We start from the raw sequence: 18,705 nt of genomic DNA, 5'->3' as shown, positions 1-18,705 counted from the left end.
CAAATTACACCGAATTACCCCTCGTTAAAACACCTTGGTATAGTGCCCTCTGGAGGCAGAGGTCAGAGGTTCGAATCCTCTCGGGCGGGCCATTATTTCAAAGGCTTGCGTGAAAACACAGGCCTTTTTTGTTTGCCTGCCCCAAATGGTGCCTTGCTGGTGCCCAGTCACTTTAGGCCGCTGCATTACCATCCAGTAACGGGACCCTCGCACGGATTCCACTTCACCATCTCTATGGCGCTGCCACTCCGCGTTATCTAAGAACCTAAAATCACCTTGCTATCGAAACCTCTGGTCGCAAAGCTGACATTCGGGTTGAGCGATCTATCCCGATGAAATGGCCTCCGTTTGAAACTGGGGTGTGTCACGCTTAGTGGGGGAAGTCCAGTTGGTCAGGTTTGGTTTGCTCCCGAACTGATACAGTGACAGGTGCGGTTCGTAAAGTGGTAGTACGTGATCAAACAAAACCATTTTTAACGCAAAGGGATATGTATGAACGATTCTAAAGACGTGCTTCAATCCCCACTTTTTCAAGCCGTCGCTGGCTTGGCTTTTGAATCGATCATGGTGACAAAAGCCTCTTCCGATCATACAAACTCTGTGATCGTCTATGTAAACCCGGCCTTCAGCAATCTGACCGGCTATTCTGCGGATGAAGTAATCGGAAAAACACCAGGATTGCTTCAGGGACCGAAAACCGAGAGAGGAGTAAAAGAGCGTTTGGCTGAGGATTTGAAGAATAATCGGACCTTTCACGGCGACACCATTAATTACCGCAAGGACGGCTCCACTTTTATCATCGAATGGAAAATCGCTCCGGTGATGGATGGCGACGAAGTCACGCATTATGTGGCAGTCCAGAGAGCTGTCGGTTAGGGCTTATAAATGCGTCCGAGCAGAGGGCGACATTGCATCATTAACGTTGCGCCACCACTCGCTCACCGTCCGAACCGGTGTGTGAGGCTGCAGGCCCGGTCATGATTCGCTCGAAACTTGAGGTCGGAAATTCAAATCCTCTCGGGCGGGCCATTATTTCAAAGGCCTGCGTGCAAACGGCCGGGAGGCGGCACCGTTTTGTTCAAGAGCATTTCGATGTGATGCGAACACCCTCGACACACACCCTAACCCCATATCGAGTTGCCTATTTAAAGTTCTGGGAGATGAAACCTGAAAGGTTGGTTATATCTTCATCACTCAAATTTCGCGCATTCGGAATCATCAGCCCAGAGTTAGCTCCCACCCGCTCACCGGCGCGGTAGGTTTCGAGACGAGATTTAAGGTAACTCGCATCACGACCTGCAAGGGATGGAAAACTGGCCATACCTTTGGCCGTGGGGCCGTGACACTGGGCACAATTATTCAAATACAGATTTTTGCCCGCTTCCTGATCTGCCGCCTGCAGGTGAGTGGAAAGCAAAGCGAAGGTTATCGCACACATCACAATACGTACCACAGGTTGTCCTCACATGTCTGGTAGAAACCGCACTGCCCCATGGCAGTGCGGTCGGCCGTTTACTCTGCGGTAAACCGATGAATCTGACCCTCATCAACCGCCGTATAAAGAGAACCATCCGGCCCCATCACCAAGCCACGGAAACGGGCCGGGCCGGCTGGCAGAGGCATCTCTGTGTTATGCATGATTGTTGGCCCCCATGGCATCAGGTCGATGACGTTAATACGCTGGCCCACCGGCGTGTCACCGAAGCCAATTCCAAGGAAACTAACAACCAGGCGACCGTTCCAGTCACCCCACTGTTCACCCTCCAGGAAAGCCGTACTGCTGATGCCCTGAGAATAATTGTTATTGGTCCACAGTGGCCTCATGGCATCCGGGTAGGTTTCATAATCGGTCATAGGCATATATTTCCTTCTTTCTTCAGGGTCCATGCCTTCGTTCTGGTTTGGCTCATAGCCGCAGTAGTTGTCAGGACAATCGCCACGTCCTGCCATGTTAGGCCGGGGGTCCCATCCACTGTTACCACCAGGCACCAGGGCATTTACTTCATCGGTATGCCATGGGCCATGTTCGGCGATAATTGGCTGATGAGTTTGCGGATGAAATGAAATGCCCTGAACGTTGCGGTGGCCGTAGGTGAAGGTGCGAGCATCGAATCCATCAGGTAACGCGTCAGCGTTCATCGGGGCTGCCTTCCCGTCACGGTCAATGCGCAAAACCTTGGAGCCAAGATTGTCTCCGAATTGCGGCAGGCTGCTGTTGTGATTGTCGCCCGTGGTCACGTAGAGGAAACCATCACCCGGATTAAAGCGGATGCGTCCTCCATTATGAGCTCCGGCGTCACCGAAGGGGTGATCTGTGGGAGCCTGCTTATACGGAATGTTCTCAACGATGTCTGTACGGTTCGAAACACTGGAAAAATCATCGCTGACAGTCAGTCGTAACACGCGGTTCGTCGCAGGGTCGTCGCCCATGCGGGATGCTGAATAAACAAAGACAGTCCTGCTGCTGTCGAAGTTCGGATCGAGAGCCACACCATTCATGCCCGCTTGTCCTTTACAAAACAGATCGTCGGCTGTCATGGAATAGCCGTCGGTGCCTCCCATGCCAAGCAGATTATTGACCGTGCCATCCGGGAGTCGGACCGAGAGGCCTTTACATTTTTCAGTAAAAAACATGGTTCCATCAGACAGGAAGGCCATGTCCCAGGGATTTTCGAGGCCATCCATGAACACAGTTTGGCTGATTTGGGGCGGCTGGGCCTGCAAGCTCATCGGCAAACTCAACAGTACAGACGAGGCGGTCACGACACCCACATAACGTATGTATGAGGATTTTTTCATGATTGTTGAACCATCCGTGTTGTTTTTGTGTTTTTGGAAAACACCACGTAAACAGATTAGGCCTGGTCAAAAAATAGTCAAGCCTGACCCGTGCCACTCCGGAGGCAGAGGTCAGAGGTCAGAGGTCAGAGGTCAGAGGTCAGAGGTCAGAGGTCAGAGGTTCGAATCCTCTCGGGCGGGCCATATTCCACCAGTGCAAGCTTGGCGGCGGTCGATTCTGGCAAGATCTAACTAGTTGGTGGGGTCGTCAAAAATCCGAATTGCCGACTGGTCTTGCGCTTCCCTGCTTTGACTCAAGAAGCGCGCACCCGACATAAAGGCGCCTTACTTACTGCACCTGTCCTCCCCTCTCATTGACGGCGGCGTACGCCACAATTTCTATCAGCATCTCCGCCCGAGCAAAGCCCGAAACAATAATCGCCGCCCGGTTGGGATAAGGCACGCTGACATATTCCGCATATACCCGATTTACAGTGCCAAGGTCTTCCCGTTCGGTCACATAAATCAGCGCCTGGGTGAGGCTGGCCATGCCGCCTCCAGCACACTCCAGGGTATGTTTGAGGTTTTCCATGGTTTGCCGGGCCTGGGTCTCGATTCCACCGGCAACGACCTGGCCACTGGCGTCGATCGGAATCTGGGCGGTAAAGAGGATGCCATTGGCACTGACCGCCCATTCAAGAGGGGCTTTTGAGCGTGGCAATTCAGTTGCGATCGGTGTGATCATGGTTTGTCCGGTCATCGTTGATTCCTAGTCAGTCGTTGTCGCTGGTGCCTGCGCCGGCGCCGCTTCGAGAGGCATCGGTTGCCTCAACCAGTAACCGGTCGGCCAGGGATTTAAGGTTGTGCCAAAGCTCCTCATCCACATCCATGCCCTCTACCAATGCCCGGTCTCGCTCTCTTTCCAGGTCTTCCTCGGTCTGGCGCATAAGATTGGTCAGGGTGTACTGCGAGCGCAGGCTTGGCAGTAAATCAACATGATTGGCCATGATCAGGGTGATGCCGTCGTTCTTCTCAGTATCATCCGGCGCATCGTCCAGACTGTATAGGCAGATCTCGGGCACCGGGTGGCCAGCCTTGAACCCGACCACGAGTTCCGTCAGTGGGTCGTGAGCATTACGCCAGAACGCCGTAACGTTCATACCTCGTCGAGCCAGCCGGGAAAGGTAACCAATGATCAGTATGCGGTTGTGGCAGTGACGAATCTTGGTGACCGACAAGCCTCTTGATCTGGCCCGGGCGTAGCCCAATTCCACGGCGAGGCTGGCGTTCCCCAGAACGCTGTGGTTATGGGCGTCCAACACGCTGAAATCGGCGTCCTGATAGATCAGGGTTGGCGATTCGGCCTGATCCTCGGTCAGCAGAAACTTCAGGCCTTTTTTCAGCGCCCCGACGCCGCCAAGGCCGTGGGCTTCCATCCAGGCCACCATTTCGGCGGCATCGATTGCATCACCCTCGGCAAAGCCGATACCGATAAAGGCCTTGCGACCGATGCCTTGAAGTTCATTAAATGAGACTTTCATAGTGCTTCCACATCCGGCTCGACTGGAAAGCTCCAGTCGTCCAGCTCTCGCAGGCGCGCCTTGTCGGCGCCATGATGGCTGAAGAGTTCGCAAAACAGGGGCGCTCCCTGAAACAGGGTTACCCGAACCCAGCGGTCCGATTTGGGATCGAACCGACTGGCACCGAAGAACGACAACTTGGTGCGCAGCAGATGCATGGGTTTCATCTCCCTGTGCCAGAGGTTGGCCTGAATTTCACCGTAGGGCGTGGCGGCCATAGTCTGGATACGTCGGACGCATTCCTTCTGCCGCGGATGCGCCATCAGGTATTCCACCACTGAGCCTCGGGGCGCACGATCAAGAAAAGCATCCAGCAGCTGGTAAGTGCGATAGATCCGGGGCCCGATTGCCAAAGGCAGCTCTTTGTCGGCACCGGATTCCGCAGAACGCACGCCCAGCCTCGGCTCTTCCTTTTCCACCGACCGATACCAGAACCAGTACTGGTGGTCCGGATTCTTGGGGTCATATTCCAGCGCCCAGGCAAACCGGGTTTCGATTTCCTGCTTCAGGGTTTCCGCCCGCATTTCCGGCTGCAACTCCAGTATTTCCTCACATCCAAGCTCGTTCTCCACGGCATCGATCAGGTCCGGATACAGCTCAATCAGCAGGGTATTAATCAGCTCCTGCGCCTCCAGAGAGCATTGCCCGTCGGCCCAAGCCACCAAATCGTTCCAGAGATCGGGCGTGGCCGGTGTCTTTTCCAGCCATTCAATAACCGCTGCAATTGAGACGACCGTGGCCTCATTGCGCCGAGTCTGCTCAGCGTCCTCTGTTACCGTTTCCAGGAAGTGTCGATGCGCTCGCCTCAGCAGCATCAGAAGCTCTTGACGACTGGCCTCATCGGGCAAGTGTTCACGGGCATAAGCCAATGCCCTTTCACGGCAATACACCCATTGCTGGATCAACTGCGGGTGGTTGATCAGAAAGGGGGCCATGCCGAGGCCCGTGGAATTACCGATCCCGAGGTAACGTTGCAACTCCGGGTGCAGGGCAACTGCGCGCTCCGGTGAGTGGTGTTGAGCAAGATGCTCGACCTGCTGAACCGAAAAGTGGCGCAACAGATAAACCGCAAACATCTGCGCTGAGAAGGGGCGATTGAAATCCGGATTTTTTTGCAGGCGGGCATAATCGGCAATGCCAAATTTGCCATTACCGTAAACGGCGGTGGTACGGTAAAGGTAGCCGACCCGGGTTAACCAGGCAGGATCCGGCTGACGCCCGGACGCCAACGCCTCAACGAAGTGACCGAAGTTCCTGAGACTCTTGTTGGCCCGCGAAAGCACCAGCAGCCTTGGGTGTTGACGGCCGGCCTCCTGCAAAGGCACGTTGGCCGCCATCTGTTCCAACAGACTGTCTTCTACCTCCCCTTCAACCAGCGAGAAGGTGACGTCCCAGGCTTCGGCAATCACCCGGTCGGAGCGACGCTCCGGGTCCAGATACTGGGAGAATACCACCCCGTGATAGGTGTGATTCGGCGTACTAAGGCGATAAATGGCGACCCCGTGACCCTCAGAATCAAGATCAAAACGGACCCTGGTTACCGTCCAGTCCTCACGCGCCATCTGGCGAACCAGACTTCGCGAGAAACTCAGGCGACTGGCGTGCAGGCTTCCGAGCCGAACCAGGTTCATGACCTGGTCGGCGGGACGGAGGTGAAACTCGGGCTTAACGTCCAACTGGGTTACCATGCTTCAACCTCTTGGGCTCTGTGCAGAACCGGTCGTCTTGCCGACCAATGCGACTTCGCCTTTTGGCGGCACGATGCCTTGCTCCCGGGCCATGGCATAGGCCGATTTTGGGCCAATATACAGCGAGGGCAACAGGATCAATGAAACCGGTATCGCGGTGATAACAATGAACTGCTGAAGCGCGCTGATCTGCCCTGCTCCCATGTATAGAAGCACTGCCGCCATCAGCGCCATGGCCACACCCCAGAAAGCCCGCACAATCGGCTCCGGCTCGTCGTGGCCGACACTGACAACGGCGATGGCATAACTCATTGAATCGCCCGTGGTGGCCACGAAAATGGTGGTCAGCACCAGGATCGCCAGCGCCATCATCGAGCCCCCTGGCAGGGCTTTGGCAATGGTCAGTGTGGCGACATCAAACTTGAAACTGTTGAGTGCCTCGGCAAGATCAATTACCCCGGTGAGCTGGAAAAAAATACCGGAACCACCGAGCAGGGTGAACCAGATAGTCGTCGCAATCGGCGCCATCACGCCGACCGCCAGTATCATCTGGCGAATGGTACGCCCGCGGGAAATACGAGCGACGAAAATGGCCATCAGGGGACCGTATCCGAGGAACCAGGCAAAGAAGAACACCGTCCACCACTGCATCCACCAGCCTTCGGCCGTGCCGGCAGTTACCGTTGCCATCGTGAAGAACGAAGTGACGTATTCCCCGAACCCCTGAGTGTAGGCGTTTGTCAGGAACAACGTCGGGCCGAATACGAAGATCACAGCTGCGATCGCCAGAGCAAGGAATACGTTGAAGCGGCTCAACAACTGGATACCCCGATGAATGCCGGTCATTGCTGACGTCACGTAAACCCCGGCGAGTACCGCAAGGATAATCAACTGGGTACCGTACCCTTCAGAAAACCCAAACAGATCATGCAGGCCAAAACTGACCTGAGTGGCGAGAAATCCGATGGGCCCGACCGTTCCCGCCACGACGGCGATAACGCACGCCGCATCGACACAGGCGCCAAACCATCCTGTCATCACACGGTCACCAAATACAGGGTAAAGCAGTGTCCGTGGTTGCAGTGGTTGGCCCTTGACGTAATGGGCGTGAGCCAGAACGATGGCAGACAGGGTTCCGAGGATCGCCCAGGCCAAAAAGCCCCAGTGCATAAAGGATTGAGCGAGGGCTGGGGCAACTGCCTCTGCTGTGCCAGCCTCGGTATCAAACACCGGCGGTGTAACCACAAAATGATACACCGGCTCACCGGCCGCGAAGAAAACGCCTCCGCCTGCAAGCAGGGTGCACATAATGATGGATAGCCATTTGAACGTGCTCAGGTCAGGCGTATCCGTGTTCCCTATCTTGGCGCCGGCTGCTGGCGAGATTGCCACACCCATACCGATAAGGAAGGTTAGCAGCAGCAGAAGCTGGAAATAGGAGCCAAGGTACTTGGCCGTCCACGCGAAGCCCGTGCCGATCAGCCCGGCCGTCCACTCAATGTCGTAGAGCGAAAAGCCTAGAAAAAGCAGGATAAAACCTACACTGAAAGCCAGGACAATCGGGTCGCCGAAGCGCTTTACACCGGTGTCCTGGATAGCCACGGAGCTGGCTGAGTTTGTCATGACGATCACCTGTTGTTGTTTTTGGAACAGTGTGTGCTCAGAACGCGCCGTCTGCGACTGGTCGCGTGCCCTCGGTCAATTGCCTGAGCCAGTTCCGGCCCATGATTTTCTCGATCTCTCCAGAGTTAAAGCCCTTCTGGCGCAGCCCTTCAATAATATTCGGGAAGTGCCGGTTGTCGCTGAACCAGGGCAGCGGTGCAGGCCAGCCGGCGTTTGCCTTACTGCCCTCGCCGTAGTCCATGGCCTTGGTCCAACGCCCGTTTCGCATCCAGGTCAACACTGATTCGGGCTGAGCCTGGCAAAGATCCGTGCCCATCCCGATGTGGTCAATGCCCATCAACTCGGCGGTATCGGCAACCATGCCGCAGAAATCGTCCAGCGTGCAGTCCGGGCCGTTCTTCAAGTGAAACGGATACACTGAGAAGCCGAGAATGCCGCCGCTTTCGGCGATGGCTCGCAACACCGAATCGGACTTGTTGCGTTTCGCCGGATGAAAGCTCGCCGGATTCGCGTGGGAAATAATCACCGGCCGTTCCGACAGCTCAATGGCCTCCAGCGTGGAACGCTCGGCGCTGTGAGACATATCGATCAGCATCCCGACCCGGTTCATCTCCCGGATCGCCTGCCTGCCAAAACGGGTGATGCCACTGTCCTCGGCCTCGTAGCAGCCGCAGGCCAGCAGGCTCTGATTATTGTAGGTGAGCTGCATGATCAGCAGCCCCAGCCGGCGCATGATCGCCACCAGATCGATATCGTCCTCGATCGGCGAGCAGTTCTGGGCACCAAAGAAAATTCCGACCCGGTTGGTCTCCCTAGCGAGCTCAATATCACTGGCCTCGCGTACTGGCATGATCAGGTCGGCATGTTCTTCAAAGCGTCGCTGCCATTCGCCAAAACGCAGAAGGGTCTCCCGGCAATTTTCGTGATACACCAAAGTGGCGTGCACAGCATCAACACCACCCTTCCGCATCTGCTCGAAAAGGACCCTCGACCAGTTGGAATACTGCAGGCCATCAATGGTTAACACAGACTGTGACATGGACGTGTCCCTCAGGCCTTGGTGTAACAGGTTTTCACCACGGTGTAGAACTCCCGGGCGTACTGACCCTGCTCGCGGGGGCCGAAACTGGACTCCTTACGGCCACCGAACGGTACATGGTAATCCGTGCCGGCAGTGGCCAGGTTGACCATCACACAGCCGGTCTCGGCCCGGGCCTTGAAATCGCTGGCACGCTGCAGGGAACGGGTCATGAGGCCCGCCGTAAGGCCATAGTTGGTGTCATTCAGTGCGGCCAGAGCGCTGTCATAATCCGGAACGCGGATGACACAGGCCACGGGCCCGAATACTTCGTCGCGGTTGATGGCCATGTCATTGGTGGTGTCAGTGAACAGCACCGGCTGCATGTAGTGACCGTCACGTCCGGCGTTAATCTCGTCACCACCGAACGCCATGGTCGCGCCTTCCTCAAGGGCAACGCCAACCCAGCGTTGATTGGCGTCAAGCTGGGGTTTGCTGGCGATGGGGCCAATCACCGTTTGTTCGGACAGGGCCGGGCCGACCGTGGCGCTCGACAGTTTTGCCGACAGCTTCTCAACGAACTCGTCGTGCACAGCATCCATGACGATCAACCGGGAGGACGCGGTGCATTTCTGCCCTGACCCTGAGTAGGCACCGGCGAACGCAGCCTCAACTGCCAGGTCGATATCTGCGTCGTCGAGCACGATCAGCGCATTCTTCGAACCCATCTCAAGCTGACATTTCACCAGGTTGGCGGCCGTGGCTGACGCCACCCGACGGCCGACGTCGAGAGAACCGGTGAACGTGATTGCCTGCACATCGGGGCTGGTTATCAGGGTTTCGCCGGCGTCACGGCCAGTGCCCGTGACCAGGTTAAAGGTACCGGCCGGCAGGTTCTGCCGGCTGATAATCTCGGTTAACGCCCAAGCGCTGGCGGGCACCAGATTGGCAGGTTTGAACACCACTGCGTTGCCAAAGGCCAGGGCCGGCGCAATCTTCCACACCGCAGTGGCCATGGGGAAATTCCAGGGACTGATCACACCTACAACCCCCAAGGGTTCACGCCGGGTTTCAATTTCTACACCGGGACGTACGGACGCGACCCGGTCATCAATCTGACGCAACACTTCCGCTGCGTAGTAGTGGAAGAACTGGCCAGAGCGATAGACCTCTCCCTTGCCTTCAGCCAGGGGCTTGCCTTCCTCCCTCGACAACAGTTCGCCCAGCTCATCCTTGCGGGCAATCAGCTCATCGCCAATGGCCATTAGCACGCCGTAACGTGCCTCCAGCCCGGACTCGGCCCACACTTTCTGACCGGCTCTGGCAGCCTGGATTGCCTGCTTTACCTGATCAGGGCTGGCCTGGTCATAATGGCCGATAATATCGTTGAGGTCTGACGGGTTCTGATTGGGCAGGGCAGCATGAGCGCCCTCAACCCACTCTCCACCGATGTAAAGTGCGTATGATTGTGACATTGGGTCCTCCTCGAATGATTACCCAAGCCTAACCCCCTCAGAATAATAAGGATAATCAAAAATATCGTGATTTTGATAAGTTAATCTTATATTTTATGGGTAGTCAGGTTTGAAGGGCCTCGGGATGTCGATCGAACTCAAGATTCAACCACTTCGCTACGTGTTGGCCGTGCGTGAAGAAGGTAGTTTTCATGGTGCTGCCCTTAAGCTTCATCGCAGCCAGCCGGCACTGTCCATGGCGATTCGAGATCTGGAAGAACGGCTGGGGCAACCGCTGTTTGAAAAGACTCACAAGGGGCAACTGACGCCTTTCGGCGAGTACTGCCTGCCCAGGTTCCGGGAACTGATCAAACAGCACGACCGGCTCGCCAATGAGTTACAGCACATGGCCAAGGGGCATCAGGGGCGAGTAACTCTGGCGACGGTGCCGTCGGTTGCCAGTCGGCTGATGCCAGAATTTCTGGCCGCCTTTGTTGCCGAGCATCCGGACATCAACATCAACCTGCATGACGAAAATGCGGAGTTTGTCTGCCGGCTGGTGGCGAGTGGTGAGGTAGATCTCGGTATAAGCAGTATGTGGGTTCAGAACGAGAGCCTTACCTTCACATCTCTTTTTGAAGACAATGTGGGCGTGGTGATGCGCCGGGATCACCCCCTGGCAAATCGTGACAGTCTTGATTGGCAGGAACTAACAGAAGAACGTTTTATTGCCAACGGCACATCCCGATTACTTGAGCACACGGCGGCCGCCAGCCTGGTCGATAACAACGACTTCTTCATCTCCAACATGATTTCCCTGCGTGCCATGCTGGAAGCCGGCAGCGGCATCACCACACTGCCCCGCCTCGCGTTTCCGGTGAATAACGACAGGTTGTGTTTCGTGCCTTTGAGTGAACCGAAACTGGTCCGCCAGATCGGCATTATCAAACAGGCCAACCGCTCACTGTCCCCCTCCGCCCAGGCCTTGGAAAAGATGATTATTGAACGATTGGCGGGAATGCCTGTTCCATAAATTAATCAGTTCGGGCACGTATTTCAGGCAGCAAATCCCAACCGGAGCCATCCGGAGGACAGATCAGGCCGGCTCGAATCGTTCCTGCAGCCATGTCTTGATTTCGTCAGACTCGTACAGCCAGCGCTCAGTGCCATCTTCCCGGTGAATCTTCAGGCAGGGCACCTTGATGCGGCCGCCACCGGCCTCCAGCGCCGCACGATGCTGCGGGTCATGCTGGGCATTGCGGGTTTCAATATTCAGGCCAAGCCGCGCGATTTCCTTGCGTACCTTGATGCAGAACGGGCAGGCGCTGAACTGGTAAAGAGCGAGATCCTTGCTGGCCTCGTCGGCGGCGGCCTGCTCTTCAGCGGTGCGGGTCACGCTTTTCGGCGTGCTGAGCTTTTCGCTGAGCAGCATGAAGGGTGTCAGCACCAGGCGCAGGAAGCGAAAAAAATAACGAATAACAACTCTCATGGGTAAGACTCGAGCTCCAAATTGGTGGTGGCCTGCCGGGTATCGGCATTCAAGCTTGATATGCGTGCTCGGCAGCGGTGCGTAAGGGTATCACAAGCCCCCGGCACGTACTTTTCATGCACGGTGCTTTGCATACCGATAATGAATACGCTTGTTCAGGGCCTCCAACAGATCGCTGGGAGAAACCTGTGACTTGAGCAACACCGACTCGACCTTGCGGGCCTCATCGGCTGTCAATTCCGTACCAGAGAGAACCAACACCCGCGCCTCAGGCTGCCGGGCGCGTATTTCAGGCAGCAAATCCCAACCAGAGCCATCCGGAAGAGCAATATCCAGAACAATCACGTCGAAGCGTTCAAGCGCAATCCGTTCACGAGCCCTACGTACGGAAGTTTCCAGCTCAAAATCGAATCGATTGCCCGCCATGGCACGAATTACCTGGTGGACATCTGAATCATCCTCCACGTGCAGAACACGCGCTTTGGAATGTTCCGATGAGCCAAGCAGCCTCTCAAGAGATTCCAGCAATCGCCACTCGTCTATGGGCTTGGCTAGCCATTCGATACCAGAGAAATCACCGTTGATGGCCAGGCGCCCTTCTTCCATCTTGGCGGATAGCACCATAATCGGCAGATCCGCTGTTTCAGGCTGCTGGCGCAGATGACGAATGATATCCATCCCGCTGATGTCCGGTAACATCAGGTCCAGGCTTACTGCGTCGTAGCGGTTCTCCGCCAGCGCCTCCAGCGCTTTTTGCCCGGTGTGCGCGATATCAATCTGGTAGCCACTGCGGGTGAACAACATACCAAGCACCTTAGCGACATCTGGCTCGTCTTCCACCACCAGAATTCGTGGTGCGCTCAACTGCACCGGGTCCTCAGACATCGTATTTGGGTCGAATCGGCTCTTGTCGATCAGAGGCAGCTCAAACCAGAAGGTCGCTCCTTGCCCCTCGACTGAATCAAAACCGACGCGCCCCCCCATGTGTTCCACTAGCTCACGCGTAATCGCCAGACCCAGGCCAGTACCGCCTTTCTGACGCGTATCGGATGAATCCGCCTGGGAGAATTTCTCGAAAATTCGGGACTGGAATGCCTCAGGAATGCCAGGTCCCTGGTCGGTTACCGTCACACGCACCTGCCCCGCCACCTGCTGCGCCGAGATATTGACGGCACCGCCCTCGGGCGAAAATTTGATGGCATTTGACAGCAGGTTGGCCAGCACCTGTTGCAGTCGCTGGCTGTCCACCCGCACATCGGTATCTTTCGATTCAGAATCCAGAGACAACACCACGTTGCGCTTGCCGCCGAAGGTCCGGTGACTTTCCAATGCCTGCTCAATGAGTGGTATCAGCGGCTCCATCTTCATATCAAACTGCAGTTTCCCGGCGGAAATTTTTTCAATGTCCAACAGGTCATTAATCAGGTGAGTTAGGCGCAAGCTATTATTCTGAGCAATGCTTATCATTTGCCGAACCTGTTCCGGCAATTCGCCCAAACCACCCCCGACCACCAGGCCCAGCGCACCAGAGATGGAAGTCAGAGGTGTGCGTAGCTCGTGACTGACCGTGGAGACAAATTCGCTTTTCATGCGCTCCATGCGTTTGCGTTCACTGATGTCTCGCACCATGCCCACGTACATGGGCTGCTCATGCTGGGTGATCTCCGAAACCGCCAGCTCCATGGGGAACAGACTGCCATCTTTGCGCTGGCCCTCAACCTCACGGTCAGTGCCAATAATTCGTGCCACGCCGGTGCTCTGGTAATTGCGCAGATAACTGTCGTGAGCCTCTCGGTGTGGACTCGGCATCAGCATGCTGACGTTGTGCCCGAGTAACTCCTCGGCGTCATAACCGAAGATCCGTGTCGCCGCGTGATTGGCTGACTGGATAATGCCGTCTGAATTGATGGTGAAGAGACCGTCCACCATGTTATCGAGAATGGTCTGGGTGTGGGTCGCCTGCTCTCGCAATGCCCTTTCTGCTCGTTTACGCGCAGTGATATCGACACCGATGGCCACAACAAACTCGACCTCACCCAGCTCATCTAGCAACTCCGCATTTGACCAGTCATAGAGACGGCGTGTGCCATCACGCATTAACCATTGGCTTTCATGCCGGGCTGGAACGCTGCCCGGCGTCAGCCGTTGGAAAACGGCTTCGACAGCCGCGCGGTCTTCCGGTGGCGCCAAGTACTCCCAGCCCAGCTTGCCTTCAAGCTCCTCAGCGCTGTAGCCGGTTGCGATTTCCGCAGCCTGATTAAACCTGACAATCCTTCCCTCTCGGTCAAGAACAGCCATAATCGCGCCCGCCGAGCTGAACAAGGCCGCGTTAAAATCGCGCAGTTCTCGAACGCGCCCAGCAAGCAATCCGGACATCTCGCGCAAACTCTTGCCAAGGCCATCATATTCGGCGATTGCGCTGTCAGGCAGTTGAGGCTTAATACCTTGGCTAATCTGGGTACTCAGATCCCGGCTGATGCGTTCCAGCTTGCTGAGTGGCTGGGTCAGCCGATGGCTCAGAATTCGGGCGATCAAGATACCGAATGCCAGTAGCCCCGCGAGGAAGGTGAACATACTCACGCTCCCCTGTTCCAAGGTCTGGACAAGAGGTGTAGCCGACTGTTCCATCACCACTTCCGCCACGCCTTCCTGGCCATCTACAGGCAAACTGATCTGGTAACGGCCCTGCTCCCACCGGGGCATGGCGGGCATATCGCCCGCCGGCAGCCAGATGGATAGGCCATTTTCAAGCGAATGCAAGCGACCTGGGCGTTCCGAAAGACTCGCGACCTCCCCCTGGCGCAAGAGTGTCTCGCCACTGGGTCCGCGCAATGCGACCCCCATGCCGTCGATCTGCCGTCCTGTTATCAGGCGTTCGCCCCATTGCTCCGGTGGTTCAACCCTGAGACGTGTCGCCACATCGCTCGCACGTTCTGACAATCGTTCCGCCATGAAGGCTTCCAATTGCACCCTTTGGTTGTCGCCCTGGATAATAATGGGCACCGAACCCGCAACCAGAATGGTCGTCAAAAGCACATGAAACAGCAGGCTTGGCAGCGTCGCAGTGCCCAATACACGGCGGTCGCCTGCACGCCAGTATAATTGCACGCTCAGGATGACGAGGCCGGCGAGCAACGCATTGAACAGGCCATTCAGCGGTTGCTTCAGGGTGATTAGGATTGTGGCTTCCCACTCCATGCCCATCGCCCCTCGATAAAACACGAGCACCAGCGGGGCACCCAGTACGAGCCAAAACACCAGGTCAGCCAGCACCAGATTTCGCAGTCCTCGTCGATACAGCAAGCCGACTGCCGCGGCTTCAAGGGTGAACGTCACCAGGGCATAGGGATGCCCCCACAACACCAGGGTGTATAGACCACCGGTGATGGCCACGAGAACGGCTGGCAGTGTGCCCAAAAACCGCACCGCCAGCATTACCATGATGGAGCCGAAGATAAAGCTGATGCCGAAAAACAGTGGCAGACTGAGATAATTCCCTCCCAGTGCCAGAAGGGCGAGTGCCAATGTGGCAACGACTTTGCCACGCAGGCTCATTAAAGAGATTTCTGAAACGCCCATGAAGAATTCCCAGTACTTGTTGTTCTATTGTTAAACCAGAAAATCGCGCCCTCATTGGCCGGTATTGCCACCCGCTAGGATCAGGGTTCCGCTATTTCAACTGCTTTCGGTTTAAAACCATTGCAAAGAACATAGCATTGAACATATCCGCCTGCGTCGCAATGGGTCGAGGTTGCTTTTGGGCTTGCTGGCCAGGCTTGTGGGAGTTGTCTGGTCCCAGTTTCATTCTCGCCTGGGTTGAATCCTTCTCCACCCCTTGAGAATCTTGGATAAAGCAGGTTCAATCGTCGATTCACTAATGCAGGACTCCACCTATAAATGGACTCTTTGGTTGAAGCCTTTCGACTGATCATTTCTCTGGACGCAGATTTATTCGAGATTCTTTGGCTATCCATCAAGGTCAGCCTGGTTGCGTTGATCATCGCCGCGTTCATCGGTTTGCCACTAGGAACCTATCTGGCAATCACCAAATTTCCGGGACGGAAATTCTGCATTCTCTTGCTCAACGCCCTCATGGGCATGCCCCCGGTGGTCGTGGGGCTGATGGTGTATTTGCTGCTTTCTCGGTCTGGTCCACTGGGTTGGCTGGGGCTGCTGTACACGCCCACTGCCATGATCATCGCGCAAGTTGTGCTGATTACCCCAATTATCGCGGCCCTTTCGAATCAGGTAATTGAGCATCTGCACCAGGAATACAGCGATACCTTTTACTCAATGGGCGTCACTGGACGCCGCGCGGTGGCAGCCTACCTGGTGGATGCACGCTATGCGCTGACCACCTGCATTCTGGCAGGCTTCGGCCGGGCTATTGCTGAGGTTGGCGCAGTCATTATCGTCGGCGGCAATATTGATCATCTGACCCGAGTGATGACCACAGCCATCGCGCTGGAAACCTCCAAGGGCAACCTGACCCTGGCCTTAGCTTTGGGTGCCGTGTTACTTGCACTGTCTTTGCTGGTCAACGCTCTGGTGATTGGCGTTCGTGAATATGCAGCGAAGCGCCAATATGCCTAGATCAATCCTGCCCCTGAGTATCTGCGACCTGCGCCTGATCAAAGGCGATCGAGCCTTGTTAGGAGGGGTCAACCTGATGATTGATCACCCCGGTATCACTGTGATCATGGGCCCAAACGGTGCAGGCAAGAGCCTACTGCTTCGTTGTCTGCACGGACTGATCAAACCGGATTTCGGGCGGATTACACTCGGTCATCAGAGTGTTGCCGACAGCAGTGATCAACAAGCCATGGTCTTTCAGCAACCGGTATTACTGCGCCGAACCGTGCTTCAGAATTTAGCCTTTGCTGCTCCCAAGACCGCTAAAACCGACCCGCAATGTTTGATGCGAGCATTGGAGTCTGTCAACTTGGCTGACAGAGCTCACCAACCGGCTCGCATGCTGTCAGGTGGAGAGCAGCAACGGCTGTCCCTGGCGCGAGCGCTGTTGAGTAGGCCGGCGTTACTGCTCCTGGATGAGGCGACCGCCAGCCTGGATCCCGCATCGGTCCTATTAATTGAATCGTTGGTTAAAGCGCAGAGCGCCCAAGGAACCAAAGTTATTCTAGTCAGCCACGACCAAGGTCAGGCTCGACGTATGGCCGATGAAGTCGTATTTATATCCAATGGGCAGGTAGCCGAGCAGAGCCCGGCAGAGCAGTTTTTTACCGCGCCCCAAACCCCGGTGGCTCAAGCTTATCTGGCCGGTGAAATCTCGTTTTAGAAGATGATAGAGAATAATTATGAAACACCTGATTATTTGTGCTGCGTTGGCTCTAAGCTCCCATACCTTCGCAGACACCATTATTGTTCAGTCAACCACCTCGACGAAGAACAGTGGCCTTTACGATTACCTGCTACCGATTGTAAAAAGCGCCACAGGCATTCAGGTTAATGTTGTGGCGGTAGGCACTGGCCAGGCCATAAAGAATGCCATGCGCTGTGATGGAGACGTGCTGCTGGTCCACGCCAAGTCGGCCGAGGAGAAGTTCGTGGCTGACGGCTTTGGCGAATACCGCCACGATCTGATGTACAACGACTTTGTCATAGTTGGGCCGCAAGCCGATCCTGCCAATGTGGCCGGCGCCAGTGACGTCATTGACGCACTGCGCCGGATCAGTCAGGCCGGTGCCAAATTTGCTTCACGCGGTGATGACTCAGGAACCCACAAAAAAGAACGCGCCTTGTGGCAAGAGGCAGGCATTGACCCTGTCAAAGGCTCTGGTCGATGGTATCTTGAAACCGGCAGTGGCATGGGCGCCACCCTGAATACCGGTGTTGGCCTGAGCGCCTACGTGTTGACCGACAGAGCCACCTGGATCACCTTTGCCAATAAGCAGGATGCGGTCATAACTTTTGAGGGAGACCCGACGTTGTTCAACCAATACGGTGTCATTCCCGTGAGTGCCAAGAAGTGTCCGAATGTGAATCAGGACGCGGCGGAGACCTTTGCGCGCTGGTTGCTTTCCGACACCGGACAAGCCGCTATTGCTGCCTATCAGGTTGATGGTAAACAGCTATTTTTCCCAAATGCTAATTAGGCTTGGCAGATACGACTGAGTTGATCGAGCGTATTTCAGAGTCGTAGCTGCCAAATTGAGTAATCTCCGTACGGGCTATAACAACAATGACGACGAAACCTCTGCTTCCCAACCCGACTGACCCCAGGCTATCCCGTCCCGTTAAGGGCGTTGATGAAAGCGGGCAACCGAAATCGATCAGCGTGATCGAAGAGCGCCCGCTGACCATCTATCTGAACAGCCAGGAAATCGTCACCGCCATGACCATCGGCGACTACCCGGAATACCTGGCACTCGGATTCCTTTTGAATCAGGGGATGCTTCGTGAAGCCGACCAGGTTACCGGGATCGATTTTGACGAAGAGCTGGAAGTGGCTGTCGTCCGCACCGCCGGTGTCACCGATGTCGAGGAAAAACTTAAAAAGAAAACCCGCACCTCGGGCTGCGCAGTGGGGACAGTGTTTGGTGACATGATGGCAGGCCTTGATGGCTTGCTGCTGCCGGACACCCCAGTACACACCAGCACCTTTTACGACCTCTCGTACCAGATTAACCACACGCCCAGCCTGTACATGGAAACCGGTGCCATTCATGGTACCGCTCTGTGTCAGGGCCAGCGAGTACTGGCCTACATGGAAGATGTCGGGCGCCACAACGCGGTCGATAAGATTGCGGGCTGGATGCACCTGAACAATATCTCGGCAGCCGATAAAGTCCTCTACACCACGGGCCGACTGACTTCCGAGATGGTGATCAAGACCGCCCTGATGGGCATTCCAACGCTGATCAGTCGGTCGGGTTTTACCGCCTGGGGCGTAGATATCGCCCGCCAAGTAGGATTAACGCTGATCGGCCGGATGCGCGGCAAGAAATTCACCTGCCTCAGTGGGCAACACCGCCTGGTGTTTGATCAGGACTTGTCGCAGGTGCCGGACGAGGACAAAAAAATGCGGCGCAAAGGCGCAGCCCATGATTGACGGAGA

At 55.9% G+C, this 18,705-nt stretch carries 16 protein-coding genes and 1 tRNA gene; 7 read left to right on the top strand and 10 right to left on the bottom strand.

Translation table 11 applies throughout. From position 1 onward, the window contains the following. Positions 1–9: 9 nt before the first annotated feature. A tRNA-Gln gene (locus FCS96_RS09565) sits at positions 10–92 on the top strand. 400 nt (positions 93–492) lie between these two features. Next, a complete protein-coding gene (locus FCS96_RS09560; protein ID WP_138440122.1) occupies positions 493–876 on the top strand; it encodes a PAS domain-containing protein in 384 nt (127 codons plus the stop codon). A gap of 265 nt (positions 877–1,141) precedes the next feature. Here the strand turns inward: FCS96_RS09560 and FCS96_RS09555 are convergent, their stop codons facing one another. The 8 genes from FCS96_RS09555 to FCS96_RS09520 form a co-directional block, all read right to left on the bottom strand. Further along, entirely contained in the window at positions 1,142–1,453 is a 312-nt protein-coding gene (locus FCS96_RS09555; RefSeq protein WP_212747066.1) for a c-type cytochrome, read from the bottom strand. A 59-nt stretch (positions 1,454–1,512) separates the two neighbouring features. Then, a complete protein-coding gene (locus FCS96_RS09550; protein WP_138440121.1) occupies positions 1,513–2,799 on the bottom strand; it encodes a PQQ-dependent sugar dehydrogenase in 1,287 nt (428 codons plus the stop codon). A 328-nt stretch (positions 2,800–3,127) separates the two neighbouring features. Beyond that, complete coding sequence (locus FCS96_RS09545) at positions 3,128–3,538, bottom strand: RidA family protein (RefSeq protein ID WP_212747065.1); 411 nt, start codon at positions 3,536–3,538, stop codon at positions 3,128–3,130. 13 nt (positions 3,539–3,551) lie between these two features. Continuing rightward, positions 3,552–4,319, bottom strand: coding sequence for a DUF3726 domain-containing protein (locus FCS96_RS09540; protein ID WP_138440120.1), 768 nt, complete (start codon positions 4,317–4,319; stop codon positions 3,552–3,554). Beyond that, positions 4,316–6,046, bottom strand: a complete 1,731-nt coding sequence (locus FCS96_RS09535; protein WP_138440119.1) for a hypothetical protein — start codon at positions 6,044–6,046, stop codon at positions 4,316–4,318. The genes FCS96_RS09540 and FCS96_RS09535 overlap by 4 nt, the downstream gene beginning before the upstream one ends. Before the next feature lie 3 nt (positions 6,047–6,049). Next, positions 6,050–7,669 carry a BCCT family transporter gene (locus tag FCS96_RS09530; RefSeq protein ID WP_138440118.1) on the bottom strand — a complete coding sequence of 540 codons (1,620 nt, stop codon included), beginning with the start codon at positions 7,667–7,669 and terminating at the stop codon, positions 6,050–6,052. 37 nt (positions 7,670–7,706) lie between these two features. Continuing rightward, the gene (locus FCS96_RS09525) at positions 7,707–8,708 is read right to left on the bottom strand and encodes a dipeptidase (protein ID WP_171040718.1); all 1,002 of its coding nucleotides are present in this window, start codon (positions 8,706–8,708) and stop codon (positions 7,707–7,709) included. An 11-nt stretch (positions 8,709–8,719) separates the two neighbouring features. Then, positions 8,720–10,162, bottom strand: a complete 1,443-nt coding sequence (locus tag FCS96_RS09520; RefSeq protein WP_138440117.1) for an aldehyde dehydrogenase family protein — start codon at positions 10,160–10,162, stop codon at positions 8,720–8,722. 124 nt (positions 10,163–10,286) lie between these two features. Between FCS96_RS09520 and FCS96_RS09515 the strand changes: the two genes are divergently transcribed. Further along, positions 10,287–11,174: a LysR family transcriptional regulator gene (locus FCS96_RS09515; RefSeq protein WP_138440116.1), complete on the top strand. Its 888-nt coding sequence runs from the start codon at positions 10,287–10,289 to the stop codon at positions 11,172–11,174. 63 nt (positions 11,175–11,237) lie between these two features. Here the strand turns inward: FCS96_RS09515 and FCS96_RS09510 are convergent, their stop codons facing one another. Both FCS96_RS09510 and FCS96_RS09505 read right to left on the bottom strand, forming a co-directional pair. Beyond that, the gene (locus FCS96_RS09510; RefSeq protein ID WP_138440115.1) at positions 11,238–11,630 is read right to left on the bottom strand and encodes a glutaredoxin family protein; all 393 of its coding nucleotides are present in this window, start codon (positions 11,628–11,630) and stop codon (positions 11,238–11,240) included. A gap of 114 nt (positions 11,631–11,744) precedes the next feature. After that, the gene (locus FCS96_RS09505) at positions 11,745–15,209 is read right to left on the bottom strand and encodes a PAS domain S-box protein (RefSeq protein WP_212747064.1); all 3,465 of its coding nucleotides are present in this window, start codon (positions 15,207–15,209) and stop codon (positions 11,745–11,747) included. 318 nt (positions 15,210–15,527) lie between these two features. Between FCS96_RS09505 and FCS96_RS09500 the strand changes: the two genes are divergently transcribed. The 4 genes from FCS96_RS09500 (at position 15,528) to FCS96_RS09485 (ending at position 18,699) form a co-directional block, all read left to right on the top strand. Further along, positions 15,528–16,223: an ABC transporter permease gene (locus tag FCS96_RS09500; protein WP_138440114.1), complete on the top strand. Its 696-nt coding sequence runs from the start codon at positions 15,528–15,530 to the stop codon at positions 16,221–16,223. Beyond that, positions 16,216–16,926, top strand: coding sequence for an ATP-binding cassette domain-containing protein (locus FCS96_RS09495; RefSeq protein ID WP_138440113.1), 711 nt, complete (start codon positions 16,216–16,218; stop codon positions 16,924–16,926). Before FCS96_RS09500 ends, FCS96_RS09495 begins: the two co-directional genes overlap by 8 nt. A 19-nt stretch (positions 16,927–16,945) precedes the next feature. Then, positions 16,946–17,743 carry a substrate-binding domain-containing protein gene (locus FCS96_RS09490; protein ID WP_138440112.1) on the top strand — a complete coding sequence of 266 codons (798 nt, stop codon included), beginning with the start codon at positions 16,946–16,948 and terminating at the stop codon, positions 17,741–17,743. 86 nt (positions 17,744–17,829) lie between these two features. After that, positions 17,830–18,699 (top strand): formate dehydrogenase accessory sulfurtransferase FdhD, encoded by an 870-nt coding sequence (locus FCS96_RS09485; protein WP_138440111.1) that lies wholly within the window; start codon positions 17,830–17,832, stop codon positions 18,697–18,699. The last annotated feature ends 6 nt before the right edge of the window (positions 18,700–18,705 follow it).

Origin of the sequence: Marinobacter alexandrii (assembly GCF_005871205.1) — a bacterium.
Classification (GTDB): domain Bacteria; phylum Pseudomonadota; class Gammaproteobacteria; order Pseudomonadales; family Oleiphilaceae; genus Marinobacter; species Marinobacter alexandrii.
Note: the sequence above shows the minus strand (reverse complement) of the source record. Positions and strands in the feature narration are given on the sequence as shown.